General features: G+C 55.6%; 26 protein-coding genes and 1 pseudogene. 14 read left to right on the top strand and 13 right to left on the bottom strand.

All coding sequences use genetic code 11. The annotated features are described in order from the left end of the window. Positions 1 to 12 precede the first annotated feature (12 nt). Positions 13 to 864, top strand: coding sequence for a MetQ/NlpA family ABC transporter substrate-binding protein (locus tag GYN08_RS15960; protein ID WP_166276014.1), 852 nt, complete (start codon positions 13 to 15; stop codon positions 862 to 864). A 108-nt stretch (positions 865 to 972) separates the two neighbouring features. Here the strand turns inward: GYN08_RS15960 and GYN08_RS15955 are convergent, their stop codons facing one another. The 4 genes from GYN08_RS15955 to GYN08_RS15940 form a co-directional block, all read right to left on the bottom strand. Then, positions 973 to 1,662 (bottom strand): NAD(P)H-dependent oxidoreductase, encoded by a 690-nt coding sequence (locus GYN08_RS15955; RefSeq protein ID WP_166276012.1) that lies wholly within the window; start codon positions 1,660 to 1,662, stop codon positions 973 to 975. Then, entirely contained in the window at positions 1,659 to 2,165 is a 507-nt protein-coding gene (locus tag GYN08_RS15950; RefSeq protein WP_166276010.1) for a flavodoxin family protein, read from the bottom strand. The genes GYN08_RS15955 and GYN08_RS15950 overlap by 4 nt, the downstream gene beginning before the upstream one ends. Further along, complete coding sequence (locus GYN08_RS15945; RefSeq protein WP_166276008.1) at positions 2,146 to 2,751, bottom strand: TetR/AcrR family transcriptional regulator; 606 nt, start codon at positions 2,749 to 2,751, stop codon at positions 2,146 to 2,148. The genes GYN08_RS15950 and GYN08_RS15945 overlap by 20 nt, the downstream gene beginning before the upstream one ends. A 181-nt stretch (positions 2,752 to 2,932) precedes the next feature. Continuing rightward, positions 2,933 to 3,178 (bottom strand): NifU family protein, encoded by a 246-nt coding sequence (locus tag GYN08_RS15940; RefSeq protein ID WP_037291198.1) that lies wholly within the window; start codon positions 3,176 to 3,178, stop codon positions 2,933 to 2,935. A gap of 206 nt (positions 3,179 to 3,384) precedes the next feature. Here GYN08_RS15940 and GYN08_RS15935 point away from each other — a divergent pair, with 206 nt between their 5' ends. From GYN08_RS15935 to GYN08_RS15910, 6 genes and pseudogenes are all read left to right on the top strand, one after another. After that, complete coding sequence (locus GYN08_RS15935) at positions 3,385 to 3,642, top strand: YuzB family protein (RefSeq protein WP_166276006.1); 258 nt, start codon at positions 3,385 to 3,387, stop codon at positions 3,640 to 3,642. A 174-nt stretch (positions 3,643 to 3,816) separates the two neighbouring features. Then, positions 3,817 to 4,419, top strand: a complete 603-nt coding sequence (locus tag GYN08_RS15930) for a sigma-70 family RNA polymerase sigma factor (protein ID WP_166276004.1) — start codon at positions 3,817 to 3,819, stop codon at positions 4,417 to 4,419. 5 nt (positions 4,420 to 4,424) lie between these two features. Further along, a complete protein-coding gene (locus GYN08_RS15925) occupies positions 4,425 to 5,150 on the top strand; it encodes a hypothetical protein (protein ID WP_166276002.1) in 726 nt (241 codons plus the stop codon). Positions 5,151 to 5,352: 202 nt separating this feature from the next. Further along, a pseudogene (locus GYN08_RS15920) lies at positions 5,353 to 7,263 on the top strand (beta-glucoside-specific PTS transporter subunit IIABC). A gap of 25 nt (positions 7,264 to 7,288) precedes the next feature. After that, positions 7,289 to 8,755, top strand: a complete 1,467-nt coding sequence (locus tag GYN08_RS15915; protein ID WP_166276000.1) for a glycoside hydrolase family 1 protein — start codon at positions 7,289 to 7,291, stop codon at positions 8,753 to 8,755. Between the two features lie 41 nt (positions 8,756 to 8,796). After that, entirely contained in the window at positions 8,797 to 9,645 is an 849-nt protein-coding gene (locus GYN08_RS15910; protein WP_166275998.1) for a PRD domain-containing protein, read from the top strand. A gap of 534 nt (positions 9,646 to 10,179) precedes the next feature. Here the strand turns inward: GYN08_RS15910 and GYN08_RS15905 are convergent. Both GYN08_RS15905 and mqnE read right to left on the bottom strand, forming a co-directional pair. Beyond that, positions 10,180 to 11,244: an NAD(P)/FAD-dependent oxidoreductase gene (locus tag GYN08_RS15905; RefSeq protein WP_166275996.1), complete on the bottom strand. Its 1,065-nt coding sequence runs from the start codon at positions 11,242 to 11,244 to the stop codon at positions 10,180 to 10,182. A 54-nt stretch (positions 11,245 to 11,298) separates the two neighbouring features. Then, positions 11,299 to 12,405: an aminofutalosine synthase MqnE gene (mqnE, locus tag GYN08_RS15900; RefSeq protein WP_166275994.1), complete on the bottom strand. Its 1,107-nt coding sequence runs from the start codon at positions 12,403 to 12,405 to the stop codon at positions 11,299 to 11,301. A 409-nt stretch (positions 12,406 to 12,814) separates the two neighbouring features. On the opposite strand from mqnE, the gene GYN08_RS15895 reads away from it, so the two are divergent. The 3 genes from GYN08_RS15895 to GYN08_RS15885 all read left to right on the top strand — a co-directional run bounded on the left by GYN08_RS15895 (position 12,815) and on the right by GYN08_RS15885 (position 15,237). Then, positions 12,815 to 13,177, top strand: coding sequence for a HesB/IscA family protein (locus GYN08_RS15895; RefSeq protein ID WP_166275992.1), 363 nt, complete (start codon positions 12,815 to 12,817; stop codon positions 13,175 to 13,177). Positions 13,178 to 13,336: 159 nt separating this feature from the next. Then, entirely contained in the window at positions 13,337 to 14,251 is a 915-nt protein-coding gene (gene hprK / locus GYN08_RS15890) for an HPr(Ser) kinase/phosphatase (RefSeq protein ID WP_166275990.1), read from the top strand. A 338-nt stretch (positions 14,252 to 14,589) separates the two neighbouring features. Next, positions 14,590 to 15,237 (top strand): DUF421 domain-containing protein, encoded by a 648-nt coding sequence (locus GYN08_RS15885; protein ID WP_166275988.1) that lies wholly within the window; start codon positions 14,590 to 14,592, stop codon positions 15,235 to 15,237. A gap of 81 nt (positions 15,238 to 15,318) precedes the next feature. Here GYN08_RS15885 and GYN08_RS15880 read toward each other — a convergent pair whose 3' ends face one another. The 7 genes from GYN08_RS15880 to GYN08_RS15850 all read right to left on the bottom strand — a co-directional run bounded on the left by GYN08_RS15880 (position 15,319) and on the right by GYN08_RS15850 (position 21,193). Beyond that, positions 15,319 to 16,113: an ABC transporter ATP-binding protein gene (locus GYN08_RS15880; protein WP_166275986.1), complete on the bottom strand. Its 795-nt coding sequence runs from the start codon at positions 16,111 to 16,113 to the stop codon at positions 15,319 to 15,321. Further along, entirely contained in the window at positions 16,113 to 17,033 is a 921-nt protein-coding gene (locus GYN08_RS15875; protein ID WP_166275984.1) for an ABC transporter permease, read from the bottom strand. The genes GYN08_RS15880 and GYN08_RS15875 overlap by 1 nt, the downstream gene beginning before the upstream one ends. Before the next feature lie 132 nt (positions 17,034 to 17,165). Further along, complete coding sequence (locus GYN08_RS15870; protein ID WP_166275982.1) at positions 17,166 to 18,203, bottom strand: ABC transporter substrate-binding protein; 1,038 nt, start codon at positions 18,201 to 18,203, stop codon at positions 17,166 to 17,168. Positions 18,204 to 18,522: 319 nt separating this feature from the next. After that, the gene (locus GYN08_RS15865; RefSeq protein WP_166275980.1) at positions 18,523 to 18,807 is read right to left on the bottom strand and encodes a hypothetical protein; all 285 of its coding nucleotides are present in this window, start codon (positions 18,805 to 18,807) and stop codon (positions 18,523 to 18,525) included. 136 nt (positions 18,808 to 18,943) lie between these two features. After that, positions 18,944 to 19,630, bottom strand: a complete 687-nt coding sequence (locus GYN08_RS15860) for a TraX family protein (protein ID WP_166275978.1) — start codon at positions 19,628 to 19,630, stop codon at positions 18,944 to 18,946. A 33-nt stretch (positions 19,631 to 19,663) separates the two neighbouring features. After that, entirely contained in the window at positions 19,664 to 19,864 is a 201-nt protein-coding gene (locus GYN08_RS15855; RefSeq protein WP_166275976.1) for a hypothetical protein, read from the bottom strand. A gap of 327 nt (positions 19,865 to 20,191) precedes the next feature. Further along, positions 20,192 to 21,193, bottom strand: a complete 1,002-nt coding sequence (locus GYN08_RS15850; protein WP_166275974.1) for an NAD(P)/FAD-dependent oxidoreductase — start codon at positions 21,191 to 21,193, stop codon at positions 20,192 to 20,194. Between the two features lie 447 nt (positions 21,194 to 21,640). On the opposite strand from GYN08_RS15850, the gene GYN08_RS15845 reads away from it, so the two are divergent. The 4 genes from GYN08_RS15845 (at position 21,641) to GYN08_RS15830 (ending at position 25,846) form a co-directional block, all read left to right on the top strand. Next, positions 21,641 to 22,831 (top strand): NAD(P)/FAD-dependent oxidoreductase, encoded by a 1,191-nt coding sequence (locus GYN08_RS15845; RefSeq protein ID WP_166275972.1) that lies wholly within the window; start codon positions 21,641 to 21,643, stop codon positions 22,829 to 22,831. A gap of 240 nt (positions 22,832 to 23,071) precedes the next feature. After that, the gene (locus GYN08_RS15840) at positions 23,072 to 23,662 is read left to right on the top strand and encodes a response regulator transcription factor (RefSeq protein ID WP_328802963.1); all 591 of its coding nucleotides are present in this window, start codon (positions 23,072 to 23,074) and stop codon (positions 23,660 to 23,662) included. Further along, a complete protein-coding gene (locus GYN08_RS15835; RefSeq protein WP_166275970.1) occupies positions 23,650 to 24,912 on the top strand; it encodes a HAMP domain-containing sensor histidine kinase in 1,263 nt (420 codons plus the stop codon). The genes GYN08_RS15840 and GYN08_RS15835 overlap by 13 nt, the downstream gene beginning before the upstream one ends. A 253-nt stretch (positions 24,913 to 25,165) precedes the next feature. After that, positions 25,166 to 25,846 (top strand): NPCBM/NEW2 domain-containing protein, encoded by a 681-nt coding sequence (locus GYN08_RS15830; protein ID WP_166275968.1) that lies wholly within the window; start codon positions 25,166 to 25,168, stop codon positions 25,844 to 25,846. The last annotated feature ends 4 nt before the right edge of the window (positions 25,847 to 25,850 follow it).

Genomic DNA, 25,850 nt, shown 5'->3' with positions numbered 1-25,850 from the left:
GGGAGAAACACAATGAAAAAATGGATTCTCGCAGTACTCACGCTTTCGCTCGTCGCGCTGCTGGCGGCATGCGGCAATAACAACGGCGGAACGAACGCTTCGACGGACAATGCCGCTTCCGGCGATGCCGATAAACCCGCCGAGACGGCTACGCTGAAAGTCGGCGCTTCGCCGGTTCCTCACGCGGAAATTCTGGAGCACATCAAGCCGGAATTGGCCAAAGAAGGCGTAAACCTCGAGATCGTCCAGTTCGCGGATTATATCCTGCCGAACACGCAGTTGGCCGAAAAATCGCTGGACGCGAACTTCTTCCAAACGCAGTCTTATCTGGACGTTCAGAACGAGAAAAACGGCACGGATCTGGTCAGCGTAGCTTCGGTTCATATCGAACCGTTCGCGGGTTACTCGAAAAAGATCAAGTCGATCGACGAGCTGGCCGACGGCGCGACCGTAGCGATCCCGAACGACCCGACGAATACGGCGCGCGCTCTGCTGCTGCTGCAAAAACAAGGTCTCGTTAAGCTTAAAGAAGGCGCGGATATCACGTCGACCGAGCAGGACATCACGGAAAATTCGAAAAACTTGAAATTCCTCCCGATGGAAGCCGCAGCGATCCCTCGTCAGCTGGACGAAGTCGATCTGGCCATGATCAACGCCAACTATGCGCTGGAAGCCGACCTGTCGCCGGGCGAAGACGCCCTGTTCAAAGAAGACAGCGACGTGCCTTACGCCAACCTGCTGGTTACCCGTCAGGACAACAAAGATTCCGACGCGGTCAAGAAGCTGATTGCCGCGCTGAATTCCGCCGATACGAAAAAGTTCATCGAAGAACAGTACAAAGGCGAGATCATCCCGGCGTTCTAAGATTTTTGTAAACCGCGCGAGATCGAATAACGAAAGCCGTGTATCCCGAATGCGGGATGCACGGCTTTTTCTGTCGGGCAGGCTTGGTGCAAGGCAGCATACATGATCTCAACGTTTCACGTCGTTTTCCGGCGGCGATAGACGGATCGGCGGAATGCCCGGGCGTCTTCTCAGGTCTTTGGGCTTCAATCCGTTCTTCTTGGCGGCACCGTGCCAGAAAAGTCGGGTGGAAGACAGCTGCCAGAGGAACCGCGGAAATTTGGGCTGCGTGAAAAAAGGTTCCGCATGCTCGCCGCTTCGAATCGAGTGAACCAGATGTTCCAGAGCAAAGCCCAGATTTTTTAGCGGTCCGGATCCTACCGGAACATTCCCGAGAGAACTGAACATTTCGCCGGCACCGTGTCCGAAAGCGGTACCGAAATGAAAACCGCAGCGTTCGCACCAGTTTTCGACGATATTCACCGCAAGCTTGCACTGATCTCCTTCGAAAAACCCGTTGTTGACCATGGCATACACGCGTATCGTTCGCTGACTTTCGTCGACCGGACGACGCTGTTCCATTTCCGTCATCATCCGCAGCAAATGAGAAGGTACGGCATCGAAATAGAGAGGGAAAGAAAGAACGAGGATGTCCGTGCGGTAAAGTTCGTCGTAATCTTCTTCTTTTAAAGCTTTCGGTCCGACGCGGTATGTCGAAATCTCGGCCTCCCGCGGAAGCAGAGGACGAAGCTTGTCCAGCAGGAAACCGGAATTAGTCGCGCCGCCTTTAGGGCTGCCGTTAATCATCGCGATCTTCAAGCCAAGGCCTCCTTCAGCTGCCGAACGTTATCGTAAAAGGAAACTTCGAAGCGCTCGGCACCGAGGTTCAGCGCATTGGCCCGCACGAGCGACCGCGCCGTTCCGCATTCTTTTTCCGTCATGTTCTCCCCGTAAAAGCAAGCCGTCAATCGGATCGCCTGCTCGTATCGAGGTTGATGATGCGTTTGTCCTTCCAGCGTCCGGAAATAAGGCAGTACGTAAGAAAGGGTTCGGTTCATCACATTGCACACAAAGGGACTGTACCCGCCATAGGTGCAGCGGCTGATCAGGATCATCTCGTCGCAAACCGCAAGACGCGCTCCTAAATGGCGGTATTCGTCTTTCAGGACGCAAGTTCCCGGAGTACGTGTCCAACAGCCAAAGCATCCCGTACAGTGACGAATGACGGCGTCTTCGCTTCCGATCACGTCCTGCCCTGCCCCGAATTCCCGCAGCCAGGAGATCTCCCCGGCTTCTTCCAAATCATGTACGATCATTTTCATGCATATCGCCTCCGGAATGAAGAATGGTTTGCCAGACTTCCTGCCAATCGCCCGAGTAACGGATCCCGCTGCTGGTCAGCAAAGAAGCGACGCCGTGCACCAGCGACCAGAAGGCGAGCAGCATTTTGCCGTCTGTTTCTTCCGGCAGCCCCTGGCTTCTGAATAAGCGAATCCCCGTTTCACGGAAAACGGCAAAGGGGGGATAAGGCGGGGCGCCGTCGATTTCGCCGTCTACCTGAATCGTAATGCCCGATTGAAAGAACAGAAACGGAAAATAAGCCGGATGCTGCTGGAAAAAAGCAATGTAGGCGGTACCCAGGCGATTCATCGCTTCCTGCGGAGCGTAATCGCCTTCGACGGAGCGGCGCAAGGACTCCGTGAATTGTGACGTAACGTGATCGGCCATGGCGGAAAGCAGCTCCTGCACATCCTTGAAATGACTGTAGGGCGCAGCGTGGCTGACTCCGCAGCGTGCCGCAACTTTGCGCAGCGAAAATCCGCCGACCCCGTCCTCATTGATCAACTCGATTCCGTTCTCGATGAGGGTATTGCGCAAATCGCCGTGATGGTAAGCTGTTTCTTTCAAAAGGAACCTCCTTCATGCAATCTTGACACTATAAAGATATGACTAGAACTTTACGGTGTCAAGATTTAAATGCAGAAAGGTAGAGAATCGACATATAAAAGTCCGATCGAGCACGGCAGCCGGGTTCTGAAAATGCAAAAAAGACGCCCGCCGCAGCGAACGCCTTTCGCGAAATCCGATCTTAGAACACTTGGATAACTTCGTTGACGCCTTCGACTTCTTCGAACAGCGCGCGTTCGATGCCGGCTTTCAGCGTGATCGTGGAGCTCGGGCAGCTGCCGCAAGCGCCGACCAGCTTCAGCTTCACGATGCCGTCTTCGACGTCGACCAGTTCAACGTCTCCGCCGTCGCGCTGCAGGAAAGGACGCAGTTTGTCCAGAACGTCGGATACCTCATCGTACATGTCGAGTTGTGTATTTTCACTCATTATAGTCAGCTCCTCTCAAATGTTTGAAGCGTACAGTCGGAACGGCTTAACCACTTCGGAGAATTCGATTGCAAATTTCGTGAAAAATCACTACGCGTTTTGCAAAAGTCTCTCTTGTATTATAATATAGATGGACCGAAATTTAAAGAAGCATTCCATGTTTGCCGCCATGCGGCTGAGAATAAATAAGAATAGGTGAGAAAATCATGATCAGACCGATAATCGAGTTCTGCGCGAGCAACATGCACCACGGCACCCATGACCTGTTCGACAATCTGGAAGCGAATCCGGAATACGACGTGATCGAATACGGCTGCCTGGGCAACTGCGGCCAATGCGACTTCGGCCCGTACGCGATGGTTAACGGCGAAGTCGTGGAAGCCGATACGCCGGAAGCGTTGGAGAAAGCGATCGACTCGAAGATGAACGAAGAAGATCCGTGGGCGTCGCTGGATTTGGATTGAAATCAAAAAAGCGGCCCGACGGCTGCAACTTCATCATGGACCTGCAAGCTTTATCGGCGAAAGTTTTCGTTCCGATAAAGCTTTTTTATTTGGGTTTAGCGCGTATGAATAAAAAAACGAACGGAAAAGAGCAAAACCGCCAATACATAGAGAAAGAGAGAAAGGAGAGATCGAATGGAGCGAAAAGAAGAGCAGCAGGATTTGATCGAGCGCGCCCTTGCCGGCAGTTCTGCCGCTTACGCCGAATTATACAACCAAACGGCGGGAGAGCTTTACAAAATCATTCGTCTGCTGGTCGGAAATGCCGAAGACGCCCAAGACGTGATGCAGGAAACCTACTTGCAGGTCCATCGGAATTTGCGTCAATTCGATCGAAGTCGCGCTTTTCGGCCGTGGCTTACGGGAATTGCGCTGCGCCAAGTCAAAGCGTGCCGAAGAAAAAGCTGGATGCAGGTACGCAAAATAGGGCGGGCAGCGCAATACGGACGGGAAACGCAAGAAGCGGATTTCTCCGGTCAGTCGGCGGAACGGCTTGATCGCGGGGAGTGGATCGAACGGATCGGGCGGCTTCCTTACAAACTTCGTCAGATTGTCGTATTGAGGTATCTGAACGACTACGCGCAGGAAGAGATCGCGGAGATGCTGGGCATTCCGACGGGGACGGTCAAATCGCGTATTCATGCCGCGCTCGGACGTTTGCGCAAAAGCGAGCCTATGCGGCTTCAGCAGTCCAAATCGGAACCTGCGGAAGAACGCAGCCTGAAAACGGGAGGATGATATTCATGAGTTTGGAACAAGAAATTCGGTCCGCCTTGCAAAAGAAGACCCGCGACTGGAAAGTCCCCGAAGAGGTTCTGCGTAAAGTGTCGGCGCAAATCGAAGATAACGAAACGACGGGCGGATCGGCATACGCGGACCGCCATCGGCCGAAGGTTCGCAAACGGATACTGGTGGCGGTGTTTTCCGCGGTACTGATTCTGCCGACGGGAGCCTATGCCGGGTATCATTACTTGGCCGATGCCATTTACGGTTCCAAAGGAAACTTCGGGGGAGATCTAAACGCCTACGAGCAGTTGGAAGCCAAACTGCAGACGGTGAAGTCGCAAATGTCGGATTCGGACTACGAACAATTGACGATACTGATTCGGGAAGCGGCGAGTTTATTCAGCCAACATGCAGGAGAAGACGGACGATTGAAAGAAAGCGAAATGAGCGTCGAAGAACTAGAGCGAATGAAGACATTGGAGCGGGAAATCAACGAAAAAACCGCAGGTTTGAGTACAGTTGCAGCGGATAGCTCCGAGGTCGATGAAAACTTTAACGTGGAGAACTTCTGGGCGGAAGTGCTCGCGAAAGCGGAACGGGAACTCGATTCGACGGACTATGCGGAATTCCGAACGTTGGCCGAAGAAGCGAAGAATCCCGAAAAAGTATGGGATGAAACCCTGGTAGAGCGACTCAATTCGTTTCTCGTGCCACTGGGTTATAAGATAGGGCAAAGCAAGTGAACGGAAAAATAAAATTGATCCTCATGTTGGCGCTTACAAAAATATGCGCTACAATGGCACCAATCCAATAAAACCGTTAGGCATGTGACTGGTAAAGCAGGCAGGACCTAAAATGACGAATCTCGCGATTTGTCGTTTTAGGTCCTTTTTTGTTTGAAAAATCGCTGAAACCTTTCATAAAGCCTAAAAAAGGAGCATAGATATGGACTACAAACGCACCGCTTCCGAAGTCCTCAAAAACGTCGGCGGCAAAGAAAACGTCGCGCATTTCGAACACTGTTCGACCCGCCTTCGCTTCTCTCTCAAAGACGATAACAAAGCGGACGTGCCGAAGCTGGAAAGCATCGACGGCGTCATGGCGGTCAAGATGGGCAGCCAGTGTCAAGTCGTCATAGGAAACGATGTCATCGAAGTCTACGACGAAGTCGTCAATCTGCTGGGCCCTCGCTTCGCCGGCGACGAGGACGAGACGCAGCAGGCGAATAAGCCGACCTAAAAGAAAAAATGGGGCGCCGTCTTCCTCGACTTCCTGACAGGGGTGTTCGGTCCGCTGATCCCGGCGATCGCCGGCGGCGGCGTACTGAAATCGATCCTGCTGCTGCTCAGCGTGATGGGCTGGATGGATTCCGACGGACAGACCTACAAAATCTTGTTCCAGGTCGGGGATGCGCCGCTGTATTTCCTGCCGCTGCTGGTCGCGATCACGACGGCCAACAAGCTTAAGGTCAATACGCTCGTCGCGCTGTCGGCGGTCGGCGCGCTGCTGCTGCCGAACATGAGCGCCATGCTGACGGAAGGCGCGGAATTGTTCGGGTTCACCGTTCGCAGCATCGCTTATCCGTATCAGGTGTTCCCGGCGATTCTGACCGTCCTGCTTTACGCGCAGGTCGAGAAGCTGTTCACGCGGATCTCGCCGAAAATCATCCGGGTCTTCTTCGTGCCGATGATGTCGCTGTTGATCACCGTCCCGATCGCGCTGCTGCTGCTCGGACCGCTGGGTTACACGCTGGGCGAAGGATTCACGAAAATCATTTTGGCCGTGTTCGATACGGTAGGTTGGGTCGCCGTCGCGCTGCTCGCCGCCGTGCTTCCGTTCCTCGTCTCGGTCGGCATGCACAAAGCGCTGCTGCCTTACGCGATCAACGCGCTGAGCGTAGGCGGCCGGGAACTGCTGTATATGCCGGCTTCGCTGGCGCATAACATCGCGGAAAGCGGAGCCTGCTTCGCCGTCGCGATCCGCACGAAAGACAGACGGCTGCGGGCGACTTCCATCTCCGCCGGCATCTCCGCCCTGTTCGGCATTACCGAACCCGCTCTCTACGGCGTCACGCTTCAGCATAAAAAAGTGCTCTGGAGCGTCATGGCCGGCTCCTTGGTCGGCGGCGCGTTCGTCGGCATCGTAGGCCTGCAGGCGTTCGTCGCGGTCGGACCGGGCCTTGCAAGCTTGTCCATGTTCATCTCGGAAGAGCTGCCGCGCAATATCTGGAACGCCGTCATCGGCCTCCTGATCGCGTTCGCCGTATCGTTCGCCGTCGCTCTGCTGCTGTTCAAGGATCAGGCGGCCAAAGCCGCAGATAAAGCGACCGCCGAAGGCGAAGCCGCGCCGGTTCGCGCGGAACGCGAACAGCACAAGCTGGCCGGTACGCTCCAAGCTTCCGAAACGTTCAAAAGCCCGGCGATCGGCGAGCAAATTCCGCTATCGGAAGTCAACGACGAAGTCTTTTCCACTAAAGCGATGGGCGAAGGCATCGCGATCGTTCCTTCGGTCGGCGAACTGTATGCCCCGGTGGACGGCCGGATCGAGATGGTATTCGGCAAAAAGCACGCGATCGCGATGAGCACGGCGGGCGGCGCGGAACTGCTGTTCCACGTCGGCATCGATACCGTAAGGCTCAAAGGCAAACATTTCGATCCGCAGGTACAGGCCGGCGACACGGTCAAAGCGGGCGATCTGCTGATGAAATTCGACCCTGAACAAATCGCGGCGGAAGGTTACGATCCGGTCGTGCTGACGATCGTGACGAGCAAAGACAAATACGCGGTCGACGTGGCAAACTTGAAAAAAGTCGGCCGTCAGGATACGCTGATGACCGTGACCGCGCTGACCAACTAACTTTATTTCGGGAGGAACACATAAAATGAGCATGCACAAAGGATTTCCGGAGAACTTCATGTGGGGCGGCGCCATCGCCGCCAATCAGGTCGAAGGCGCGTGGAACGTGGACGGCAAAGGACCGTCGGTCGCCGACGTCGCCAGCTACAAACCGCATTTGAGCGTAGAGGATTACGCGGGGCATGTAGGCATTTCCACCAAAATGATCGAGGAAGCGATGGCCGACCTCAGCGACAAAGATTATCCAAAGCGCCGCGGCATCGACTTTTACCATCGCTATAAGGAAGACCTGGCGCTGTTCGCCGAGATGGGCTTCAAAACGCTGCGAGTGTCGATCGCGTGGAGCCGCATTTTCCCGACCGGAGAAGAAGAGACGCCGAACGAAAAAGGGCTGCGGTTTTACGAGAATCTGTTTACCGAAATGCGGCGCCTGAACATCGAACCGATCGTCACGCTGTCGCACTATGAAATGCCGCTCGCGCTGAGCGTCAAATACAACGGCTGGTACGAACGCAAAGTGGTCGATAATTTCGTGAAATTCAGCCGGGTCTGCTTCGACCGCTACAAGAACCTCGTCAAATATTGGCTGACGTTCAACGAAGTCGACAGCATCAACCGCCACCCGTTCACGACGGCCGGCATCATCCCCGACCGCTGCCCGGAAGGACAGGAAGACCAGGTCGTGTATCAGGCGCTGCACCATCAGCTCGTCGCTTCGGCGATGGTGACGAAAGATTGCCACGAGATCATCCCGGGCAGCCAGATGGGGTGCATGCTGACCAAGCTGACCACGTATCCGAACACCTGCAATCCGGCGGACGTGGAGATCACGCTGCAGCGCAACCTGAACAACTACTTCTACTCCGACGTGCAGGTGTTCGGCGAATATCCGGTTCTGACCCTGCGCATGTTGGAGAAAAAAGGCGTGCAGATCCATATGGAACCGGGCGATCTCGAGACGCTCAAAGCGCATACGGTCGACTTCGTGTCGTTCAGCTATTACATGTCCCTTACCGAATCGGCGGAAGCCGGCAAGGAACGCACGGCGGGCAATACGATCATGGGCGTCAAAAACCCGTATCTGCCGTCGACGGATTGGGGCTGGCAGATCGATCCGATCGGTCTCAAAATCTCGCTGATCGAGCTGTACGACCGCTATCGCAAGCCGCTCATTATCGTGGAAAACGGCATGGGCGCGGTGGACCGGGTGGAGAGCGACGGCTCCATTCACGACGATTACCGCATCAAGTATTTCCGGGACCACTTCATCCAGATGAAAGAAGCGGTGGAAGCCGGCGTCGACCTGTTCGGCTACACGAGCTGGGCGCCGATCGACCTGATCAGCGCGTCCACCTCTCAAATGTCCAAACGGTACGGCTTCATCTATGTCGATCAGGACGATCTGGGTAACGGCACGCTCGAACGCAGCCGCAAAGATTCGTTCTACTGGTACAAAAAAGTCATCGAGACAAACGGGGAAGATCTGGAATAGAGCGGGGCAGGGCCCATCTTTCCGACAGGAAGGTGATTCGCGTGATCAAGATCAAAAAAGTACTGAATTCCAGCGTGGTGTTGGTCGAGGACAAACAGCATAAGGAATACATCGTATTCGGCAAAGGCATCGGCTACGGGCAAAAAACGGGCAGCTTGATCGACGAAAATCAGGTCGACCAGACGTTCGTGCCGGTCGACGACGTGAAGGTCAAGGAGTATCTCGGCATGCTGGACGCGATCGCGCCCGTGTATGTCGAACTTACCCGAGAAATCATGGCTTATGCCGAAAGCAAACTTCAGACGAAGCTCAATCCCGGTACTTATTTCATGCTGATGGACCATATGAGCTTTGCCGTGGAACGATTCAAAAAAGACATCAACATCACGAACAAGGTCTTCTGGGAGATCAAAAACTTCTATCCGGAAGAATTCGAGATCGGATCGTTCGCGCTGCGCCTCATGAACGAACGGCTGGAGATCGAGCTGCCGAAGGAAGAAGCGGCGAATATCGCCTTCCACCTGATCAATGCCCAGGGCGGCAAATCCGAATCGAAAGACGGCATGAAGTACGCCAAGCTGATCGGCAGCATCGTCAATCTGGTGCGGTACTCGCTGCATATCGACCTGGACACGGACAACATCCATTACACGCGTTTTATTACGCACGTGAAATTCTTCGTGGAGCGGTTCTACGCGGACCGGATGCTGACGGCCAAAGACGACCTGCTGTTCGAGCAGATCGCGACGCTGTATCCGCAGGCGATGGACGGGGCGTTCAAGATTAAGGACTACGTGAAGCAGGTGCACAGAAAAAAGGTCACGAACGACGAGCTGACTTATTTGGCGGTGCATATTCATCGGTTAATGTCTTATAACGAGCTTGAATAGCTCGGTCGAGCGGAAACCCTGTTCGTTGACTGGCGGGGGGCCGGCTCCGGGAAAAGTTCGTTTCGGTCGCTGTTTCAATCGGGAAGCTTTATTAGATTTTAAGGGGGCTTCCCGATTTCAAAGGCGAACGCTATCGCTCCTTCACTGAACTTTTCCCTCCGCCGGCTGCGCCTATCCAGGAACATGACTTTCCGCTGCGCGGTATTCGCACTCCTCTTTTTGGGGAGTGTTTTTCTTTGCCTTTCTACAAAGTGAAAGGCTTGTTATCTTAGAAACAAAAAAGAAGCCGAACTTGGTTAGAGTTCGGCTTCTTGGAGCGGTGAATTCATTCGATGTTTGAAGAGGATGCCTTGGCGCAGAAGTACTTGAATGTAGAAACGAAGTGTTCGCCTTTGTCTTCGGGAAATCCCAGTATAAAATCCAATCTAATTTCCCGAAGGCAAGAAGCGATCGGAATCAAGTACTCCGGAGCCTTCGCCTCCTCCCGAACTTCGAATAAATCGGATTTTACCGGCGGGGAGAAGCCGGCCCCTTCTAACCCAAGTTATGCTTCGACATCCACAGGACGCCGCTCTTCAGCAAACGAGGGACGCGGCCGGTAATCGACGTGTCTCCGATCACGTTCAGGCCGAAGCCGGCTTTTTGGCCGAGAGAGCCGAGCATTCCTTTGAGCTTGATCGGCTTAAGCCTCGGTTTTTCGTTTTTCCAGAACGCCAGCAGCACGTGAGCGATCTGCTCGCCCTGCGCTTCCGCGGCCTGGGCGCTCGGAGCGAACTGCAGGCTGGCGCAGTCGCCGCAGACGAAGATTTCCGGGTGCTCCGGAATCTGCGAATATTCGTTGACGACGACGCGTCCCGAACGGTCTTTGGTCACGTTCAAATTCTGCACGACTTCCACCGGCTGAATGCCCGCGGTCCAGACGACGGCATCCGTATGCATGAGCTCGTCGCCGTTGTACAGGGCGCCTTCTTCGACGCGGCTGATGGATACTTTATGACAGACTTCGACGTCGTGCTTTTTGAACCACTCCTGCACGTAGCGCGAGATTCGCGGCTGGTACGAGGACAGCAGGCGCTCGCCGCGGTCCAGCAGCGTGATCTGCAGATCGTGCCGGCTCTCGCGCAGCTCCGCCGCCAGTTCGATTCCGCTCAAGCCGCCGCCGACGATATGCACGCGCGACGAAGGTTTCATGCTGCTGAGCTTGTCGTTTGTGCGGCGGGAGGCATGCAGCGACTGAATGCTGTACGTGAATTCTTCCGCTCCCGGCACGCCGTGATAGTTGTCGGTGCAGCCGAGCGCGATCACGAGCTGGTCGTACGGCACCGGCTCGTCGTTTTGCAGCAGCACTTTTTTGCCTTCGATATCGATCTGCTCCACCGTGCCGAAGTGCTTGACCATCCGCGGATGATCGGGAAAAGCGATGCGCAGCTTATGATCCGATACCGTTCCGGCCGCGAGCGCGTAATATTCCGTTTTGAGGCCCATGAAAGGAAGCCGGTCGATCAGCGTGACGTTGACGTCGGAAGGAAGATGGTCGAGAAGTTCGTCCAAAATGGTCAGGCCGCCGTAGCCCCCGCCGAGAATAACGAGATTTTTCATTTGCAGGTCTCCTTGTGAGTGGAATGATGGAGCGGCCGGAGCACGGCTGCGCGATTACTCGTAGACTTCGATCTCGTTGTAGAACGTGTCGCGTTCCACCGGAATGCGGCCTGCTCCCTTGATCAGCCAGATCAGTTCTTTGCGCGTCAATCCTTCCGGAGTGACGGCGCCCGCCGCGTGGCTGATTCGTTCTTTTACGATCGTGCCGTGCGCGTCGGAAGCCCCGAACGTCAGAGCCATCTGCGTCAGCTGCGTGCCGATATTGATGAAGTACGCCTTGATGTGATCGATGTTGTCGAGCATCAGGCGGCTGATCGCGATCGTCTTCAGATCTTCGAAAGCCGAGTTGCGGCGCATGATGCTGGCGTTGCGGCTCTTCGGCTGCATGGACAGCGGGATGAACACCATGAATCCGTTCGTTTCGTCCTGCAGTTCGCGGATTTGAACCATATGATTGATGCGGTCCTCATGGCTTTCGATCGAACCGTACAGCATCGTCGTGTGCGTGCGCATGCCGAGTTTGTGGGCGGTACGGTGAACTTCCAGGTAGCGGTCCACGTTGGCTTTGTTGACGCGCATTTTTTTGCGGTATTCGTCGGACAGAATTTCCGCGCCGCCGCCGGTCAGCGTCTTAAGGCCCGCGCCCTGAAGGGCTTTAAGCACTTCTTCGATCGACAGACCGCTGATGCGCGTGAAGAAGTCGATTTCCGCGGCCGTGTACGCTTTGATCGTCACGTCGGGGAAATGTTCGTTCAGCGCGGCCAACGAATCGACATAGTACTGGAACGGCACATGGTTGTTGTGGCCGCCGACGATATGGAACTCGCGCACGTCCGGCGTGATGTTCTGCTCGACGTAGCGGACCATTTCTTCGCCGCTCAGCGTGTAGGAACCTTCTTCGCCCTGGTCTTTGCGGAAGTTGCAGAACGCGCAGTGCGCTTCGCAGACGTTGGTGAAGTAAAGGCTCATATTTTCGATAAAGTACACTTTGTTGCCGTTCTTGCGCAGATTGGCTTCATTGGCCAGCTGGCCGATCGTCAAAATATCTTCGCTCTGATATAAATAAACGCCGTCTTCGAAGCTCAAACGCTGCCCGTTGTGGACCTTTTCTGCGATTTCCGCCATACGCTTGTCCGTTGCCGGATTGATGATTGTAGACATTTAGTGAGAACCTCCTCGTAGATCCCGAGGCGGCGCGAAGCGCACCGGAACGGGCGGGCCCGGGTCGGACCGGAAAAGTGGACAACCGACAAAAACAAAGCCGCTTTATGCGGCAGCTATCTTGCTGAAACGGTCAAGCCGTTTCTGAAAATGTGAAAAAAGTTACATCGAGAGGCCGGAGTTATTCTTGCCTGCTCTTTTTGTCGAAATTCCGAAAATTTAAAACGTTATTCCTTCCCCATTATAAACCTACTCGGGAAACGGGGCAATACGGTGATATTATGTAAATATATCCATAATAGTTGTAAAGGGAAAAGGAAGAAGAAGCCGCGACAGCCGGCCGAAATGCTTGAGTCGCCGGGCTCGGAGGCGTATAATGCAGAAGAGAAAGCGTAAAGGAGGAAAAACCATGATCGAGATCACGGAAGCGGCAGCTTCGCGCATCAAGGAGATGCTGGAGCAGCAGGAGACGCCGGGCATGTTTCTTCGTTTGGGCGTAGCCAGCGGCGGATGCAGCGGTTTTTCGTACGCAATGGGCTTTGATAATGAGGAGTCCGACGTGGACGACGTATATATGGATATACAGGGTTTGAAGGTAGTCGTGTCCAAGGACGATCTGAAATATCTGAACGGCCTGCAGGTGGACTTCGAAGAATCCGGCATGAGCGGAGGCTTCACGATCTTCAACCCGAACGCGGTGGCGACATGCGGCTGCGGGTCTTCGTTCCGTACGCGGGAAGAAGACGAAGCGCTGGCACAGCCCTGCGACTGATTCGGCTTTTCGATTTTTTGCAAGCAGCGCGAAGCTTTCGGCTTGGATGCCATTTCCGGGCTGAAAGCTTTTTTTATAGAACAATTTTTGCAAAAGACGCAAAGATTGTGAATTCGGGCGCAATCCCGATCGACTTTATGATTCAAGGAGGAATATGGCATGAAGTCCGTTACGGTAGAAAGCATTGTCAAAGCGTTCAAGCTGGAGGTGCTGGCGGGAGGCGACCGGTTGGACCGGGAAATCACCCGTTCCAAAGCTCACCGTCCGGGACTCGAGTTCGTCGGCTATTTCGATTACTTTCCGATGAATCGGGTACAGGTGCTGGGGCGCAAGGAAATTACATACCTCCTTCAGCAGACCGTCGAACAGCGCAGGCTGCATATCGGCAACATCGTCAAATACCATCCGCCGTGCTTTGTCGTGACGACCGGCCTGCAGGAAATTCCTTTTCTCGAAATGTACTGCGACCAGGAAGGCATTCCGCTGCTGCGGACGCCGGACAAAACGACCGAGTTTATCGCCAAGCTGGACGGTTACTTGCTGAAGGCGCTGGCGCCGGAAATGTCGATCCACGGCGTCTGCGTCAACGTGTCCGGCATCGGCGTGCTGCTTCGCGGCCGCTCCGGGATCGGCAAGAGCGAGACGGCGCACACGCTGATCGGACGCGGGCATCGCTTCGTGGCGGACGACGTCGTCGTGCTGAAAAAGCTGGGCCCGTCCACGCTGCTGGGTACGCATAATACGATTACACGCGAATTTTTGGCGCTGCGCAGCATCGGGCTGATCAACGTCGTCCGCCAGTACGGGCGCACGGCGTTCCAGGACGAGACGCGGATCGTTCTCGATATCGAGCTGACGCCGTGGGAAGACAAAGCGCTGAACAACGACCTCGAAGTCGCGGAACAGTTCACGGAATACCTCGGCGTCAAAATCCCGCATATCGAGCTTCAGCTGCAGCCGGGCCGCGACACGTCGGGACTGATCGAGGCGGCGGCGAACAACTGGTACTTGAAGCAGCTCGGGTACAGCGCGGCGGAAGAGTTCATGGGACGGTTGGAGGACGAAGTTCAGTAAAGCGAGGCGGGACGAAGCGGGAAATGCCGCCTGAAGGGCTCGCCGATTCCGCCCGGTCACTCGTGCTCGTTTTCCTCCTCTGATCGGAATGAGAGATGGCGGAAGGGGAGGAAAGCCGAAAGTCGTTCCCATGCAGAACCGGCTCGCTTAGAGGCGGCATTCAAGAAATTCGTCTCTTTTTAAGGAATAAGAGAGAAGAGACAGAGGATTTAAGGTAGGCAGAGGAGCTTTTTCGCACAGCGGAGAGGCTCTTTTTTGATGGCCGAAAAAGGCTTAGTTTTGAAGGAACCGGTTATATGGATAACAAGAGAAAAAGATGAAATAGGAGGGGTGCGGCTATGTTAACGCTTACGCTGATCTTGAAACTGATATCCGGGCTGCTGGCCCTGATTATTACGGTAAGGATGCTCGGCAAAAAGACGCTGTCCCAGGCGACTTCGTTCGATCTGGTATATCTGCTTGTGCTGGGCGGCATACTGGCTCAGTCGATTTACGACACCCGGGTGAACGTGCTTCATCTGCTTCTGGCGATTGCCGTCTGGGGGCTGATGGTTTATTTGATCGAAATAGCGGTCCGCAGGAAGGAACGCGCGCGTGCGCTGGTCAAAGGAAGTCCGGCCATGCTCTTTATGGACGGCGAAATGCAGGTACAAAGCTTTATCGACACGAACATGGAAGTGGAGCAGTTCCGCTCCCTGCTGAGGCAGAAAGGCATCTTCTGTCTGGAAAACGTGGATCAAGCGATTCTGGAGACGAGCGGAGGCCTCAGCGTGATCACCAAAGGCGAACCGGTTCAAACGCTTTCTTACTTGCTGGTGAATACCGGCGAATACGTGAACATGGATATGGGGAAAAATCAGGACCGGGAACGGACCCGCCGAATTTTACGGGAGGCCGGGTACGATGATGTACGGGATATTTTTTGCGCGCTGTGGTCCGAAGAATACGGGCTGTACCTCGTCCCTTATCCGGAGAAAAGAAAATAAAAAAACCTCCGGCTGTTCAAGCCGGAGGCGGCATGCGGGGAACCCGGCAAATAACGGCAGCAGAGCAGCTGGTTGAAGGCCTCAGCCCAGCAAGGTCCGGTCGTCGGCCATCTTTTTGCCGCTGATGCGTTCGAATTCGCTCATCAGGCGCTCGACGGTCAAATTCCGCTTATCGGCTTCGTCGATATCGAGAATAATGCGGCCTTTGTCCATCATGACCAGGCGGTTGCCGAGGCGGATCGCCTGCTCCATGTTATGGGTAACCATCAGCGTGGTCAGGTTCATGTCGCGAACGATCTCCTCGGTCAGCGACGTGACGAGTTCGGCGCGGGAAGGGTCGAGAGCGGCGGTATGTTCGTCGAGCAGCAGAATCTGCGGGCGGGTAAACGTCGCCATCAGCAGGCTCAGCGCCTGGCGTTCGCCGCCGGACAGCAGGCCGACTTTGGCGTTCAGCCGATTCTCGAGACCGATGCCCAGGCGGCTCAGCTCGGTCTGGAAGATCTTGCGCCGAGCGCCGGTGACGCCGAAGGAGAAACCGCGCCGACTGCCGCGCAGATAGGCCATCGCGAGATTCTCCTCGATGGTCATCCGCGGAGCGGTGCCGGCCATCGGGTCTTGAAACACGCGGCCGATCCAGCGGCTGCGGCGGTGTTCCGGCAGCGCCGTCACGGAGCGGCCGCCGATGACGATCTCCCCGGTGTCGGGCTTCATGACGCCGGAGATCATGTTCATCAGCGTGGATTTGCCGGCGCCGTTGCTGCCGATGACCGTGACGAAATCGCCCGGTTTCAGCTGCAGCTCGATGCCGATCAAAGCGACCTTCTCGTCGATCGTGCCGGAATTGAACAATTTGGATACGCCGGAAACGTGCAGCATCAGCGGTCACCTCCCGCGGCTTCCAGCGACTTCAGCAGCTCGGCCGAGCGTTTCTTGGCCGCTCCCCGCTGCTTGAGGGCGCTGCGCACGGTCGGGAAGACGAGCGCGATAATGACGATGATTGCCGTAATCAGCTTCAGATCGGACGTCTCGAAGCCTTTGATTTGCAGCGCCAGCGAGATGACGATGCGGTAGACGACGGAGCCGAGCACGACGGCGAGCGTCGCGCGGAAGACCGTTTTGGCGCCGAACAGCGCTTCGCCGATAATGACGGAGGCCAGTCCGATCACGATCATGCCGATCCCCGAAGTGGCGTCCGCAAAAGAAGACTGCTGCGCGATCAACGCGCCGGACAGCGCCACGAGACCGTTCGACAAGCTGATGCCCAGAATCGTCGTATTGTCCGTATTGACGCCGAAGCTGCGGATCATGCGCTTGTTGTCGCCGGTCGCGCGCAGCGACAGGCCGAGATCCGTTTTCAGGAAGGCGTCGAGCGCGAACTTGAAGATCAGCACGATCGCGATCATGAACGGAATCGGAGGGAACGCGCCGAGCACCGTGTCTTCGCCCATGATCGAAACGTTCGGCATGCCGAGGATGCGCAGATTGATCGAATAGAGGGCGATCATCATCAGGATGCCGGACAGCAGTCCGTTGATTTTGCCCTTCGTATGCAGCAGTCCCGTGCAGGCGCCCGCCGCCATGCCGGCCAAAATAGCCGTCAGCGTCGAGAGCCACGGCGAGACGCCGTGCGAAATCATGACCGCGGCGGTAGCCGCTCCGGTAGTGAAGCTGCCGTCGACCGTCAAATCGGGAAAGTCCAGGATGCGGAACGTAATGTAGACGCCGAGCGCCATCAGGGCATACAGCAGCCCCAGATAAACGGCGCCCGGCAGCGAGCCGACGAAATTTTCGAACATGAATGACGCCTCCTGTATAAAAGAAGATGGATTGCGGTACGAGACGAACCCGGCCGGGCGAAAGGGGAAACGGGATGAAGCAGCCGCTCATCCCGTCCCGATTCGACCGCAGGTTCGACCGTCGGCCGCACCTTACTGAATGATGTTGTTTTCCTGATCCTGGACTTTGCCCTTCATGCCGTCGGTCACTTCGATGCCTTGAGCCTCCGCGGCTTTGAGGTTAAGGATCAGATCGAGCTTCTCCTGCATGGCGACCGGGAGGTCGGCCGGCTTTTTGCCGTTTTTCAAAATGTCGGCAGCCATCTCGCCCACCTGGTAGCCGTGGTCGTAGTATTTGAAGCCGACGGTCGCGAAGGCGCCTTTTTCCACCGTATCGCGGTCGCTGGAGAAAAACGGCAGCTTGTTGTCGTTCGCGATCTTAATGATCGTGTCGACGGCGCTGACGACGGTATTGTCGAGCGTGATGTACAGCGCATCGACCTGGCCGGCGAGCGACTGGGCCCCCTGCTGGACTTCGGACGTGTTGGTGACGGCCGCTTTGACGAGCTTGATGCCGTGCGCGGCCAGCTCCTGCTCCGCACGGTCCGCCATGACGACGGCGTTCGGCTCGCCTTCGTTGAGAACGAGGCCGACCGTCTTGACGTCCGGCAGCTCTTCGGCGATAAAATCGGCAAGCTGCTTGATCGCTTCGGGATTCGTATCGGAAGCGCCCGTTACGTTGCCGCCGGGTTGTTCCATGCTGGATACGATTTTGGCGCTGACGGGATCGGTTACGGCCGCAAACAGAACCGGCGTCTCCTTGACCTGCGAAACGACGGCCTGGGCCGAAGGAGTGGCGATCGCGAGAACGAGATCGTTGTTCGCCCCGGCCAGTTTTTGCGCGATCGACAGATTGTTCGTCGAATCGCCCTGGGCGTTGTTGTAATCAAGCGTCAAATTTTCGCCTTCGACGATTCCGGCATCTTTGAGCGCCGCGACGAAGCCTTCGCGGGTCGCGTCGAGCGAAGGATGTTCCACGATTTGCGAGACGGCGATTTTGTACGTTTTGGTTTCGGCGCTGCCGGCGGTATCGCCTTCTTTGGGGCCGGAGGCCGAATCGGTTTGGCCGCAGCCGGCCAAGGCCGCGAGCGACAAGGTCAGAACGAGCGGAAGCCATTTCTTTTTCAACATAAATCGTGAACCCCTCTCCGTAACTCGTTGTGTAGTGATAGCGCATATCCGGCTGCCGATAGGCGGTGCCGGCGTCGCTTCTGGACAAAACGCCGCGTCGTATTTTATCGAAAGACCGCGAAACCGCATTGTTGCTTTCGTGCGTAAAAGCGAAAAAGCATGCGGGTACGACAAAACGGCCGGCGAATGTTTTCTCCTATATTACGTTGAGCGTTTGCCGCCAGTCAATCGCAAATCGGATCTTTTCCAAATAAAAAACGGCTCGTCGCCCGAAATCGATGAAGATTTCGAGCAACGAGCCGTTTCCCGGCAACGCCGGTCAAGGATGACGGTAGCCGCCGGACATCCCGGCGCCGTAACGGTCGACCATGCTGACCAGCAGCAGAACCGCCGCCACCCAATGACCGAACATGCCTATAACCGGGACGGACACGAGCAGGCAGGTGACGAGCCCTGCCAGCGATCCGTAAAACGACTGCCGGTGCTGCAGCGACAGCAGAAGCGTGACGGCGTGCAGAGCGAACATGACCGCGGAAATCCCCCAGCCGCTGCCCATGACGACCATGCCGCCCAGCAGCGGGAGGCCGAGGATCAACTCGAACAAACCGCTGACTCCTTTGAATGTGCGTGCGAGCACCATATGATACTCCCCCATATTCCTTATGTGTTTAAAAGAAATGACAGGGTATAATACCCAATTTTCAGGCTGTTGAAACGGAAATCCCCGGTTTTTTGCAAAATCATTGGGTAATCCAGAACGTAAAGTTCGTCCAGGTGATATCGTAAATCTGCCACTCTACAAGCGCGATGATCGCGAGATGCACCGGATAGAAGGAACGCCACAGCCAGCGAGGCAGGCGAACTTCGGTTTTGGCCGTCGGCGCGGACGCCTGAATGCCGGCAATGAACAGCGTCGTGACAATGCTGTAGAACTGAGTGATGCCGGAGAACGCGACCGCCCAGACAACGTTAAGCGCCAGATGACCGCCGACCATCGCCCATACGTTCGGCATGTAGCGGTAAATCAGCACCAGCAGCACCCCGTAAGTCGCATAATCGAAATCCAGTTCCTTCATCGGCCAGTAAGTGAGCGCAAGCAGCAGAAAGCCTACGGCCCATTGAAGGACGGTTTTTCCTTGGAAGCGGTCGATCGCCATCACGATCAGCAGCGCCACGAGCAGGGTGCCGATGACGTTGACGCCCGCGGTTATAAACGCAAGCATGAACGGAAGCTGAGACAGCAGCGCCAGAACGAACAACCTGGACGCGTAGCGCGGCTTGCTGCGCGTGCGCTTATAGCCGGCCACCAGCAGATAGCAGTAAAGCGGGAACGCGACGCGTCCGACGATGCGCATCCAATAGTGTTCGGGGAAAAAGACTGCGCCCAAATGGTCGATCAGCATTGTGATCATGGCAATCAGCTGCATGCGGACGCTTTCCTCCTTTGCCCTTTACAAAATTTACAGAAATTTGTCCTGCACGCTCCACCAGGTCAGCGTCAGGCAGACGATCAGAAAGACGGCGAAAGCGATAACGGGTCCGAAGCGTTTCTCTTTCCAGAACTTGACGCCCAGCATAACCATAAAGACGGCGATCATCAACAGAATGAGGACTTCGACGATCGAGATGACCCAATATAAATTGCTCGCGAATTTGTCCACGGCGGTTCCTCCTTATAAAGAATGGAAGCGGATTGCAATCCGCAAAGATGCGTTGAAGAAAGGAGATTTGTCACGTTTCGCTTCCATCATACCACGCCGGACGCATTCGGGGCAGAAGCAAGCGTTGTGTATAAAGTTATCCCCAAATCCACAGCGGGAAATCAAGCTTCTGCATGCTTTGTACCCACATTATACACAAGTTGCGCACAGAAAACGGGGGATAATCCGCCGAATGTGGGCAAATAAAAAGCCCGTCATGCCGGGCGCCGCGGCGCTGGAGAGCATAACGGGCAAAAATATGTCGATTTTGTGGATAATTACCGGCGATCAGCGTTTCATGTTGCTGCTGTGTCCCGGCGACAGCTTGGCTTCCGGGTCGAAGTACACTTTCGCGTTGTTGACGGCCGTCGGCGCTTCGCCGAATCCAACCGCGATCAGCTTCAGTTTGCCCGGGTAGGTCGTAACGTCGCCTGCCGCGAAAATGCCCGGAATGCTCGTTTCCATGCGCGTGTCGACCACGATGGAGTTGTTCTGAATCTCGATGCCCCATTCGGAGATCGGGCCGAGCGAGGAGACGAATCCGAAATTGACGATGACGTCGTCCACTTCGATTTCCTGCGTTTCGCCGCTCTTCACATTCGTGAGCACGACGCGTTCGATGCGCTCTTCGCCGACGAGTTCCGTGATTTCCGTCGGCGTCACGACATTGACCTTGGACGCCATCAGGTTCTCGACGCTGTGCTCGTGAGCGCGGAACTTGTCGCGGCGGTGGATCAGCGTGACTTCCTCCGCGATCGGTTCCAGCATAAGCGCCCAGTCGACCGCGGAATCCCCGCCGCCGCTCAGCAGCACTTTGCGGCCCGCAAATTTGCTGAGGTCGCTGACGAAGTAGTGCAGATTGACGCCTTCGAAGCGTTCCGCGCCTTCGAGCGTCAGGCGGCGGGGTTCGAACGCGCCCACGCCGGCCGTAATGATGACGGACTTGGCATAGTGCACGCCTTTGTCGGTAGTAACCTTAAAGCGCCGTTCTTCTTCTTTCTCGACGGCGACCACCTTTTCTTCAAGGCAGATTTCCTGCTCGAAATGATTCATCTGCTCGACAAGCTGGTTAACCAATTCCTGTGCGGTCACTTTCGGGAAACCGGCTACGTCGTAAATGTATTTCTCGGGATAAAGCGCCGCCAGCTGCCCGCCGAGCTGAGGCATGCTTTCGATCAGCTTCACGGACGCCTGACGCATTCCCCCGTAAAAAGCGGCGAACAGACCGGCCGGACCCGCGCCGATAATCAAAATATCGACGATGGGGTCGCCGTTATGAATCTCTGTCACTGGATAAGCACCTCCGAAGGTATGGAATCTATGGATTTATCGAAATGAACGATTTTTCGCAATCCCATACATTATAAACTCGTTTTTTACCGGATTGCAAAGCGAATTCCCGGCTTTTTTCGCTGTTTGGGATTTGCGGACTCCCCCTTCGACAGGCTGCGCCGCGTCCTTGCTCGTGTCTTGCTTTCGAAGGCCCGTCCGGTCTCGCTCTGTGACAACTTTGAATATTTTTTGTCCGTTGTGCGGCGAATTTTCAAATTTTCTTTTGAAATATCGAAATGAAAAGCGTACAATGTATGTGATAAAAGTCGCAGTCAAGATGCGGACGGGATAAATGACTGACGGGGAGAGGTTTCTCCATTTTTGTGTAAGTTTTCACATGAGGCTCCAACCCGCCAAGGGTTATCCCAATAAATGACTATGAACCGAAAAGGGGTAAGGAAAACAATGAACAGCATTCCCAAAATCGTAATTCTGGGTGCCGGATACGGCGGTATCCTCACGGCTCAGAACCTGCAGAAGAAGCTCAAAAACAACGAAGCCGATGTTACACTGGTTAACCGTCACGACTATCACTACTTCACGACGGAACTGCACATGCCGGCAGCCGGCACGCAGCCGGACGAAAAAACGTACGAAAAAATCTCGAACCTGATCGACGAGTTCAAAATCGATCTGGTAAAATCGAATGTTACGGCCATTAAGCCGGACGAGCGTCAAGTGGTGCTGGAAGACGGCACGCTGTCGTACGACTACCTCGTCATCGCGCTGGGCGGCGATCCGGAAACGTTCGGGATCCCGGGCATGAAAGAGCACGCATTCTCGATCCGCAGCATTAACTCCGTGCGCGCGATCCGCGAGCACATCGAAACCCAGTTCAAGGAATTCAAAAAAGACGGCGACGAAACCCGCCTGAACTTCGTGGTCGGCGGCGCCGGCTTCACGGGCATCGAATTCGTCGGCGAAATGGCGAACCGCCTGCCGGAACTGGCCAAGCAGTACGGCGTGGATCCTTCGAAGATCGGCCTGTACAACGTCGAAGCCGCTCCTTCCGCGCTGCCGGGCTTCGATCCGGAACTGGTCACTTACGCGATGGATACCCTGACCAAAAAAGGCGTAACGTTCCGCATCGGCGTACCGGTCAAAGCCTGCGACGAAAACGGCGTAACGATCGGCGAAGGCGAACGCATCGAAGCGAAGACGGTCGTATGGACCGGCGGTATCCGCGGCAACCACCTGATCGAAGACGCGGGATTCGAAGCGATGCGCGGACGCGTAAAAGTCGACGAGTACCTGAAAGCTCCGGGTCACGACAACGTGTTTATTATCGGCGACGGCTCGCTCATGATCGGACCTGAAGGCCGTCCTTACCCGCCGACCGCTCAGATCGCCATGCAGCAGGGCGAACGCGTCGCAAAGAACCTGATCGCGACGATCCGCAATCAACAGCCGGAGAAATTCGTGTTCAGCAACAAGGGTACCGTCGCTTCCCTGGGCAAAGGCGAAGCCGTTGCCGTCGTAGCCGGCAAAAAAATCAAAGGCTGGCCTGCGGCTCAGCTGAAAAAAGTAGTCGACGCCCGCTACCTGTTCATCATCGGCGGCATGGGCCTCGTCCTGAAAAAAGGCCGCTTCCTGTAAGCCGAATCTTTAAAAGCGGCGATTGCACCGGTTCGCCGGAGCCGCCGCCGCTTTACCTGTCAAAGCCGTCTTCGCGCCGTCCATACGGTCCGCGAAGGCGGTTTTTTTGCTTTTTCTCGGGAAGTTGGACAAATCTTGAAAACTGCAGGTTATGCTGGATGCAGGAAGGAGGGGGCGCGATGAACTACAAGCTGTTGATCGCCGACGACGAACCGGATCTTTCGCAAATGCGGCTACGATGTGCTGCTGGCTTCCGGAGGCGAAGAAGCGATCCGTCTTGCCGCGCGGCAGCCCGATCTGATTCTGCTCGACATCGGGATGCCGGGAATGGACGGACTCGAAGTCTGCCGCAGCCTGCGCGGCGCCGTGGCCTGCCCGATCTTGTTTCTGACGGCCCGGGTCGAAGAAGCCGATAAGGTAGGCGGCTTCGCGGCGGGCGGCGACGATTATATCGTCAAGCCGTTCGGCATGGCCGAGCTGGCGGCGCGAGTCGGTGCGCATCTGCGCAGGGAAGAACGCCAGACGGGGCGGTCCGAAGTAAAGTTCGCCGGCGGGCTGGTTATCAACTATTCGGCGGCGGAAGTGGCTCACCGCGGGAAAGGAGTGCCGCTGACCCGCCAAGAGTATCGGATCGCGGAGCTGCTGTCTTTGCATGCAGGCCGCGTGTTCGACAAGGAAGAAATTTATGAACGGATCTGGGGGCAAGACGGCGAAGGCAGCAGCGCTGTCGTGGCGGAGCATATTCGCAAGTTGAGAGGCAAATTAACCGACGCCGGAGCCGAGTCTCCGATCGATACAGTATGGGGGTTAGGGTATAAATGGAAATCCTGAACTTGAATGCGCAAGAGGGACAGGGTAAAAAGTCCGGCATCCGTCTCCGTTCGGTACTGACCGATTTTTTGCTGCTGACGCTCGTTTTGGCGTCCCTGGTCGTTCTGTTGTCGCAGATCACAACGCGCGAGGCGGCGAGCCGTTACGGGATTTTGAAAGCTTCTTATTGGGATAGGCTCCCCTATACCTGGCAAGTTGTATCTGATCATGGAAACGTAAAAGAGGTCGGTCCCGGCGAATGGAGCAGTTCCAGAATTCGCGTGTACGAAGACGGAAGCACGGAACCGCGGCTCGCCGATTTTACGTTGGCGCATAAGTTAAAAGGCGGTTTTTATCTATTTGTTCAATACACGGCTCCGTATGCCTACGCGATTGTCCTGCTTGGCGGCGGTTTATTTCTGTTCTACTTCCGCCGCGTCCGACAGCCGCTGCGAACGATGGTCGAGGCGGCCGATCGGGTAGCATCCGGCGATCTCGACTTCCGCGTCGGCGTCCGCGGGCGCGACGAATTCGGGCGGATCGGCGAAGCGTTCGAGAAGATGCGCGGCGGGCTTGAACGCGGCAGCCGGGAGATGTGGCGGGTCGCCGAGGAGCGCAAACGTCTGAATGCCGCCTTTTCGCACGATTTGCGCACTCCTTTGGCCGTGCTGAAAGGCCGGATCGATCTGCTGGCCGATTTCTATCCTTCGGGTCAAATGGACCGCGAGGAGACCCTGTCCGCGATCTCGTCCCTGCGCCGCAACGCCGAGCGGCTGGAACGCTACGTGTCTTCCATGAGCTCCCTTCAGAAGCTCGAAGACCTGGAAGCCGTTCCTGGCGCGGTCGAACTGACGGAGCTGGCCGACGATCTGCGCGAGACCGCCGACACGCTGCGCGGCTCGCGAACGTTGGATTTCGGTCCTGTTCTGCCGGCGGTTCTGTCTCTGGACGCGGGCCTCGTCGCCCAGGTTTTCGAGAATTTAATCGCAAACGCGCAGCGTTTTGCCGCCGAAGCCGTCACGGTCCGTTTCGATCAGACCGAAGATTCGCTGCGGATCTCCGTTGTCGACGATGGCCCCGGCTTTTCGCCCGAAGCCCTGCGCCGCGCTTGCGAACCGTATTATCGCGGCGGCGATACCCCTGCCGACTCGCATTTCGGTCTCGGTCTCTATATCTGCCGCCTGCTGTGCGAGAAACACGGCGGAAGCCTGACCCTAGCCAACGCTCCGTCCGGCGGAGCTCAAGTTACCGCCGAATTTCGCAGCGTTTGACGATCAAAATATGAATTCCTTTTTATGTGATTAAATCAAAAATAAAGAAATCAATATTGACGCGTATGATACAATAGAAATTAATTTATCATTTATAATTTTTTGAAGAACATCGTAAATTAATTCGGGCACTTTACAGCTCAAAATCGATCCTATAACCTGAACCCAGCTCCTATCCCGGAGTTGGGTTTTTTGATGTTATGCCGTCATGACTCAATGTTTTGCACATAACTTGAAGAGAAGAGGAATACTTATGAGCTTGTTGAAAAAAATGAAATACGGGGTAACCGGTTTTACGCTCGGCGCCGTTTTTTTCGGAGGAATTGCTTTCGGGGCAACGAGCAAGATCGAAGTCAGCTTGGACCCGGTCAAATTTATCGTCAACAATGTGGACAAAACGCCGGCCGGCGGAAAATTCAACAATAACGGGACAAGCGTTCCGGCTTCGCTGTCTTATAACGGGACGGTTTACGTACCGCTGAAGATGGTCGGCGGCATGGTCGACAAAAAAGTCGGATGGGACGCCAAAAGCAAGTCGGTGCTGATCGGAAATTCGGCCGCGGAACGGGTATACTTGACCGACCTGGCGCCTTCCAAAACAGATCATATGAGCACGAACGACGGGATTACGATCGGGGGACAAGAGTATAAGAAAGCGCTGAGCACGGGCAGCGGCTCGCAGAGCTATAAGCTGAAAGGCGAATACAAAACGCTTACCTTCGGTTTCGGAGCCTCGGATAGGGCCAGCTCGGGGATGTCTTACGAAATATCCGTTTACGGAGACGGTCAAAAACTCTGGAGCGGCCTCGCGGCGGCCGGCGTTCCTTTGAGCGACGCTTCCGTTTCGGTTGGGGGCGTATCGGAATTGGAAGTGAAGATCAACGGGAACATTTTCTATTCGGCGGGCGTAGTCGATCCGGTTCTGTCGCGTTAGCGGA

It is taken from the genome of Saccharibacillus alkalitolerans, from assembly GCF_011090185.1.
Taxonomy (GTDB): domain Bacteria; phylum Bacillota; class Bacilli; order Paenibacillales; family Paenibacillaceae; genus Saccharibacillus; species Saccharibacillus alkalitolerans.
Note: the sequence above shows the minus strand (reverse complement) of the source record. Positions and strands in the feature narration are given on the sequence as shown.

Bases quoted from the DNA above. Each gene is read 5' to 3' on its own strand.
- GYN08_RS15960 (WP_166276014.1), top strand. From the start codon at position 13: ATGAAAAAATGGATTCTCGCAGTACTCACGCTTTCGCTCGTCGCGCTG.
- GYN08_RS15950 (WP_166276010.1), bottom strand. From the start codon at position 2,165: ATGAAAATGATCGTACATGATTTGGAAGAAGCCGGGGAGATCTCCTGG.
- GYN08_RS15940 (WP_037291198.1), bottom strand. From the start codon at position 3,178: ATGAGTGAAAATACACAACTCGACATGTACGATGAGGTATCCGACGTT.
- GYN08_RS15935 (WP_166276006.1), top strand. From the start codon at position 3,385: ATGATCAGACCGATAATCGAGTTCTGCGCGAGCAACATGCACCACGGC.
- GYN08_RS15930 (WP_166276004.1), top strand. From the start codon at position 3,817: ATGGAGCGAAAAGAAGAGCAGCAGGATTTGATCGAGCGCGCCCTTGCC.
- GYN08_RS15925 (WP_166276002.1), top strand. From the start codon at position 4,425: ATGAGTTTGGAACAAGAAATTCGGTCCGCCTTGCAAAAGAAGACCCGC.
- GYN08_RS15915 (WP_166276000.1), top strand. From the start codon at position 7,289: ATGAGCATGCACAAAGGATTTCCGGAGAACTTCATGTGGGGCGGCGCC.
- GYN08_RS15905 (WP_166275996.1), bottom strand. From the start codon at position 11,244: ATGAAAAATCTCGTTATTCTCGGCGGGGGCTACGGCGGCCTGACCATT.
- mqnE (WP_166275994.1), bottom strand. From the start codon at position 12,405: ATGTCTACAATCATCAATCCGGCAACGGACAAGCGTATGGCGGAAATC.
- GYN08_RS15895 (WP_166275992.1), top strand. From the start codon at position 12,815: ATGATCGAGATCACGGAAGCGGCAGCTTCGCGCATCAAGGAGATGCTG.
- hprK (WP_166275990.1), top strand. From the start codon at position 13,337: ATGAAGTCCGTTACGGTAGAAAGCATTGTCAAAGCGTTCAAGCTGGAG.
- GYN08_RS15885 (WP_166275988.1), top strand. From the start codon at position 14,590: ATGTTAACGCTTACGCTGATCTTGAAACTGATATCCGGGCTGCTGGCC.
- GYN08_RS15880 (WP_166275986.1), bottom strand. From the start codon at position 16,113: ATGCTGCACGTTTCCGGCGTATCCAAATTGTTCAATTCCGGCACGATC.
- GYN08_RS15875 (WP_166275984.1), bottom strand. From the start codon at position 17,033: ATGTTCGAAAATTTCGTCGGCTCGCTGCCGGGCGCCGTTTATCTGGGG.
- GYN08_RS15870 (WP_166275982.1), bottom strand. From the start codon at position 18,203: ATGTTGAAAAAGAAATGGCTTCCGCTCGTTCTGACCTTGTCGCTCGCG.
- GYN08_RS15860 (WP_166275978.1), bottom strand. From the start codon at position 19,630: ATGCAGCTGATTGCCATGATCACAATGCTGATCGACCATTTGGGCGCA.
- GYN08_RS15845 (WP_166275972.1), top strand. From the start codon at position 21,641: ATGAACAGCATTCCCAAAATCGTAATTCTGGGTGCCGGATACGGCGGT.
- GYN08_RS15835 (WP_166275970.1), top strand. From the start codon at position 23,650: ATGGAAATCCTGAACTTGAATGCGCAAGAGGGACAGGGTAAAAAGTCC.
- GYN08_RS15830 (WP_166275968.1), top strand. From the start codon at position 25,166: ATGAGCTTGTTGAAAAAAATGAAATACGGGGTAACCGGTTTTACGCTC.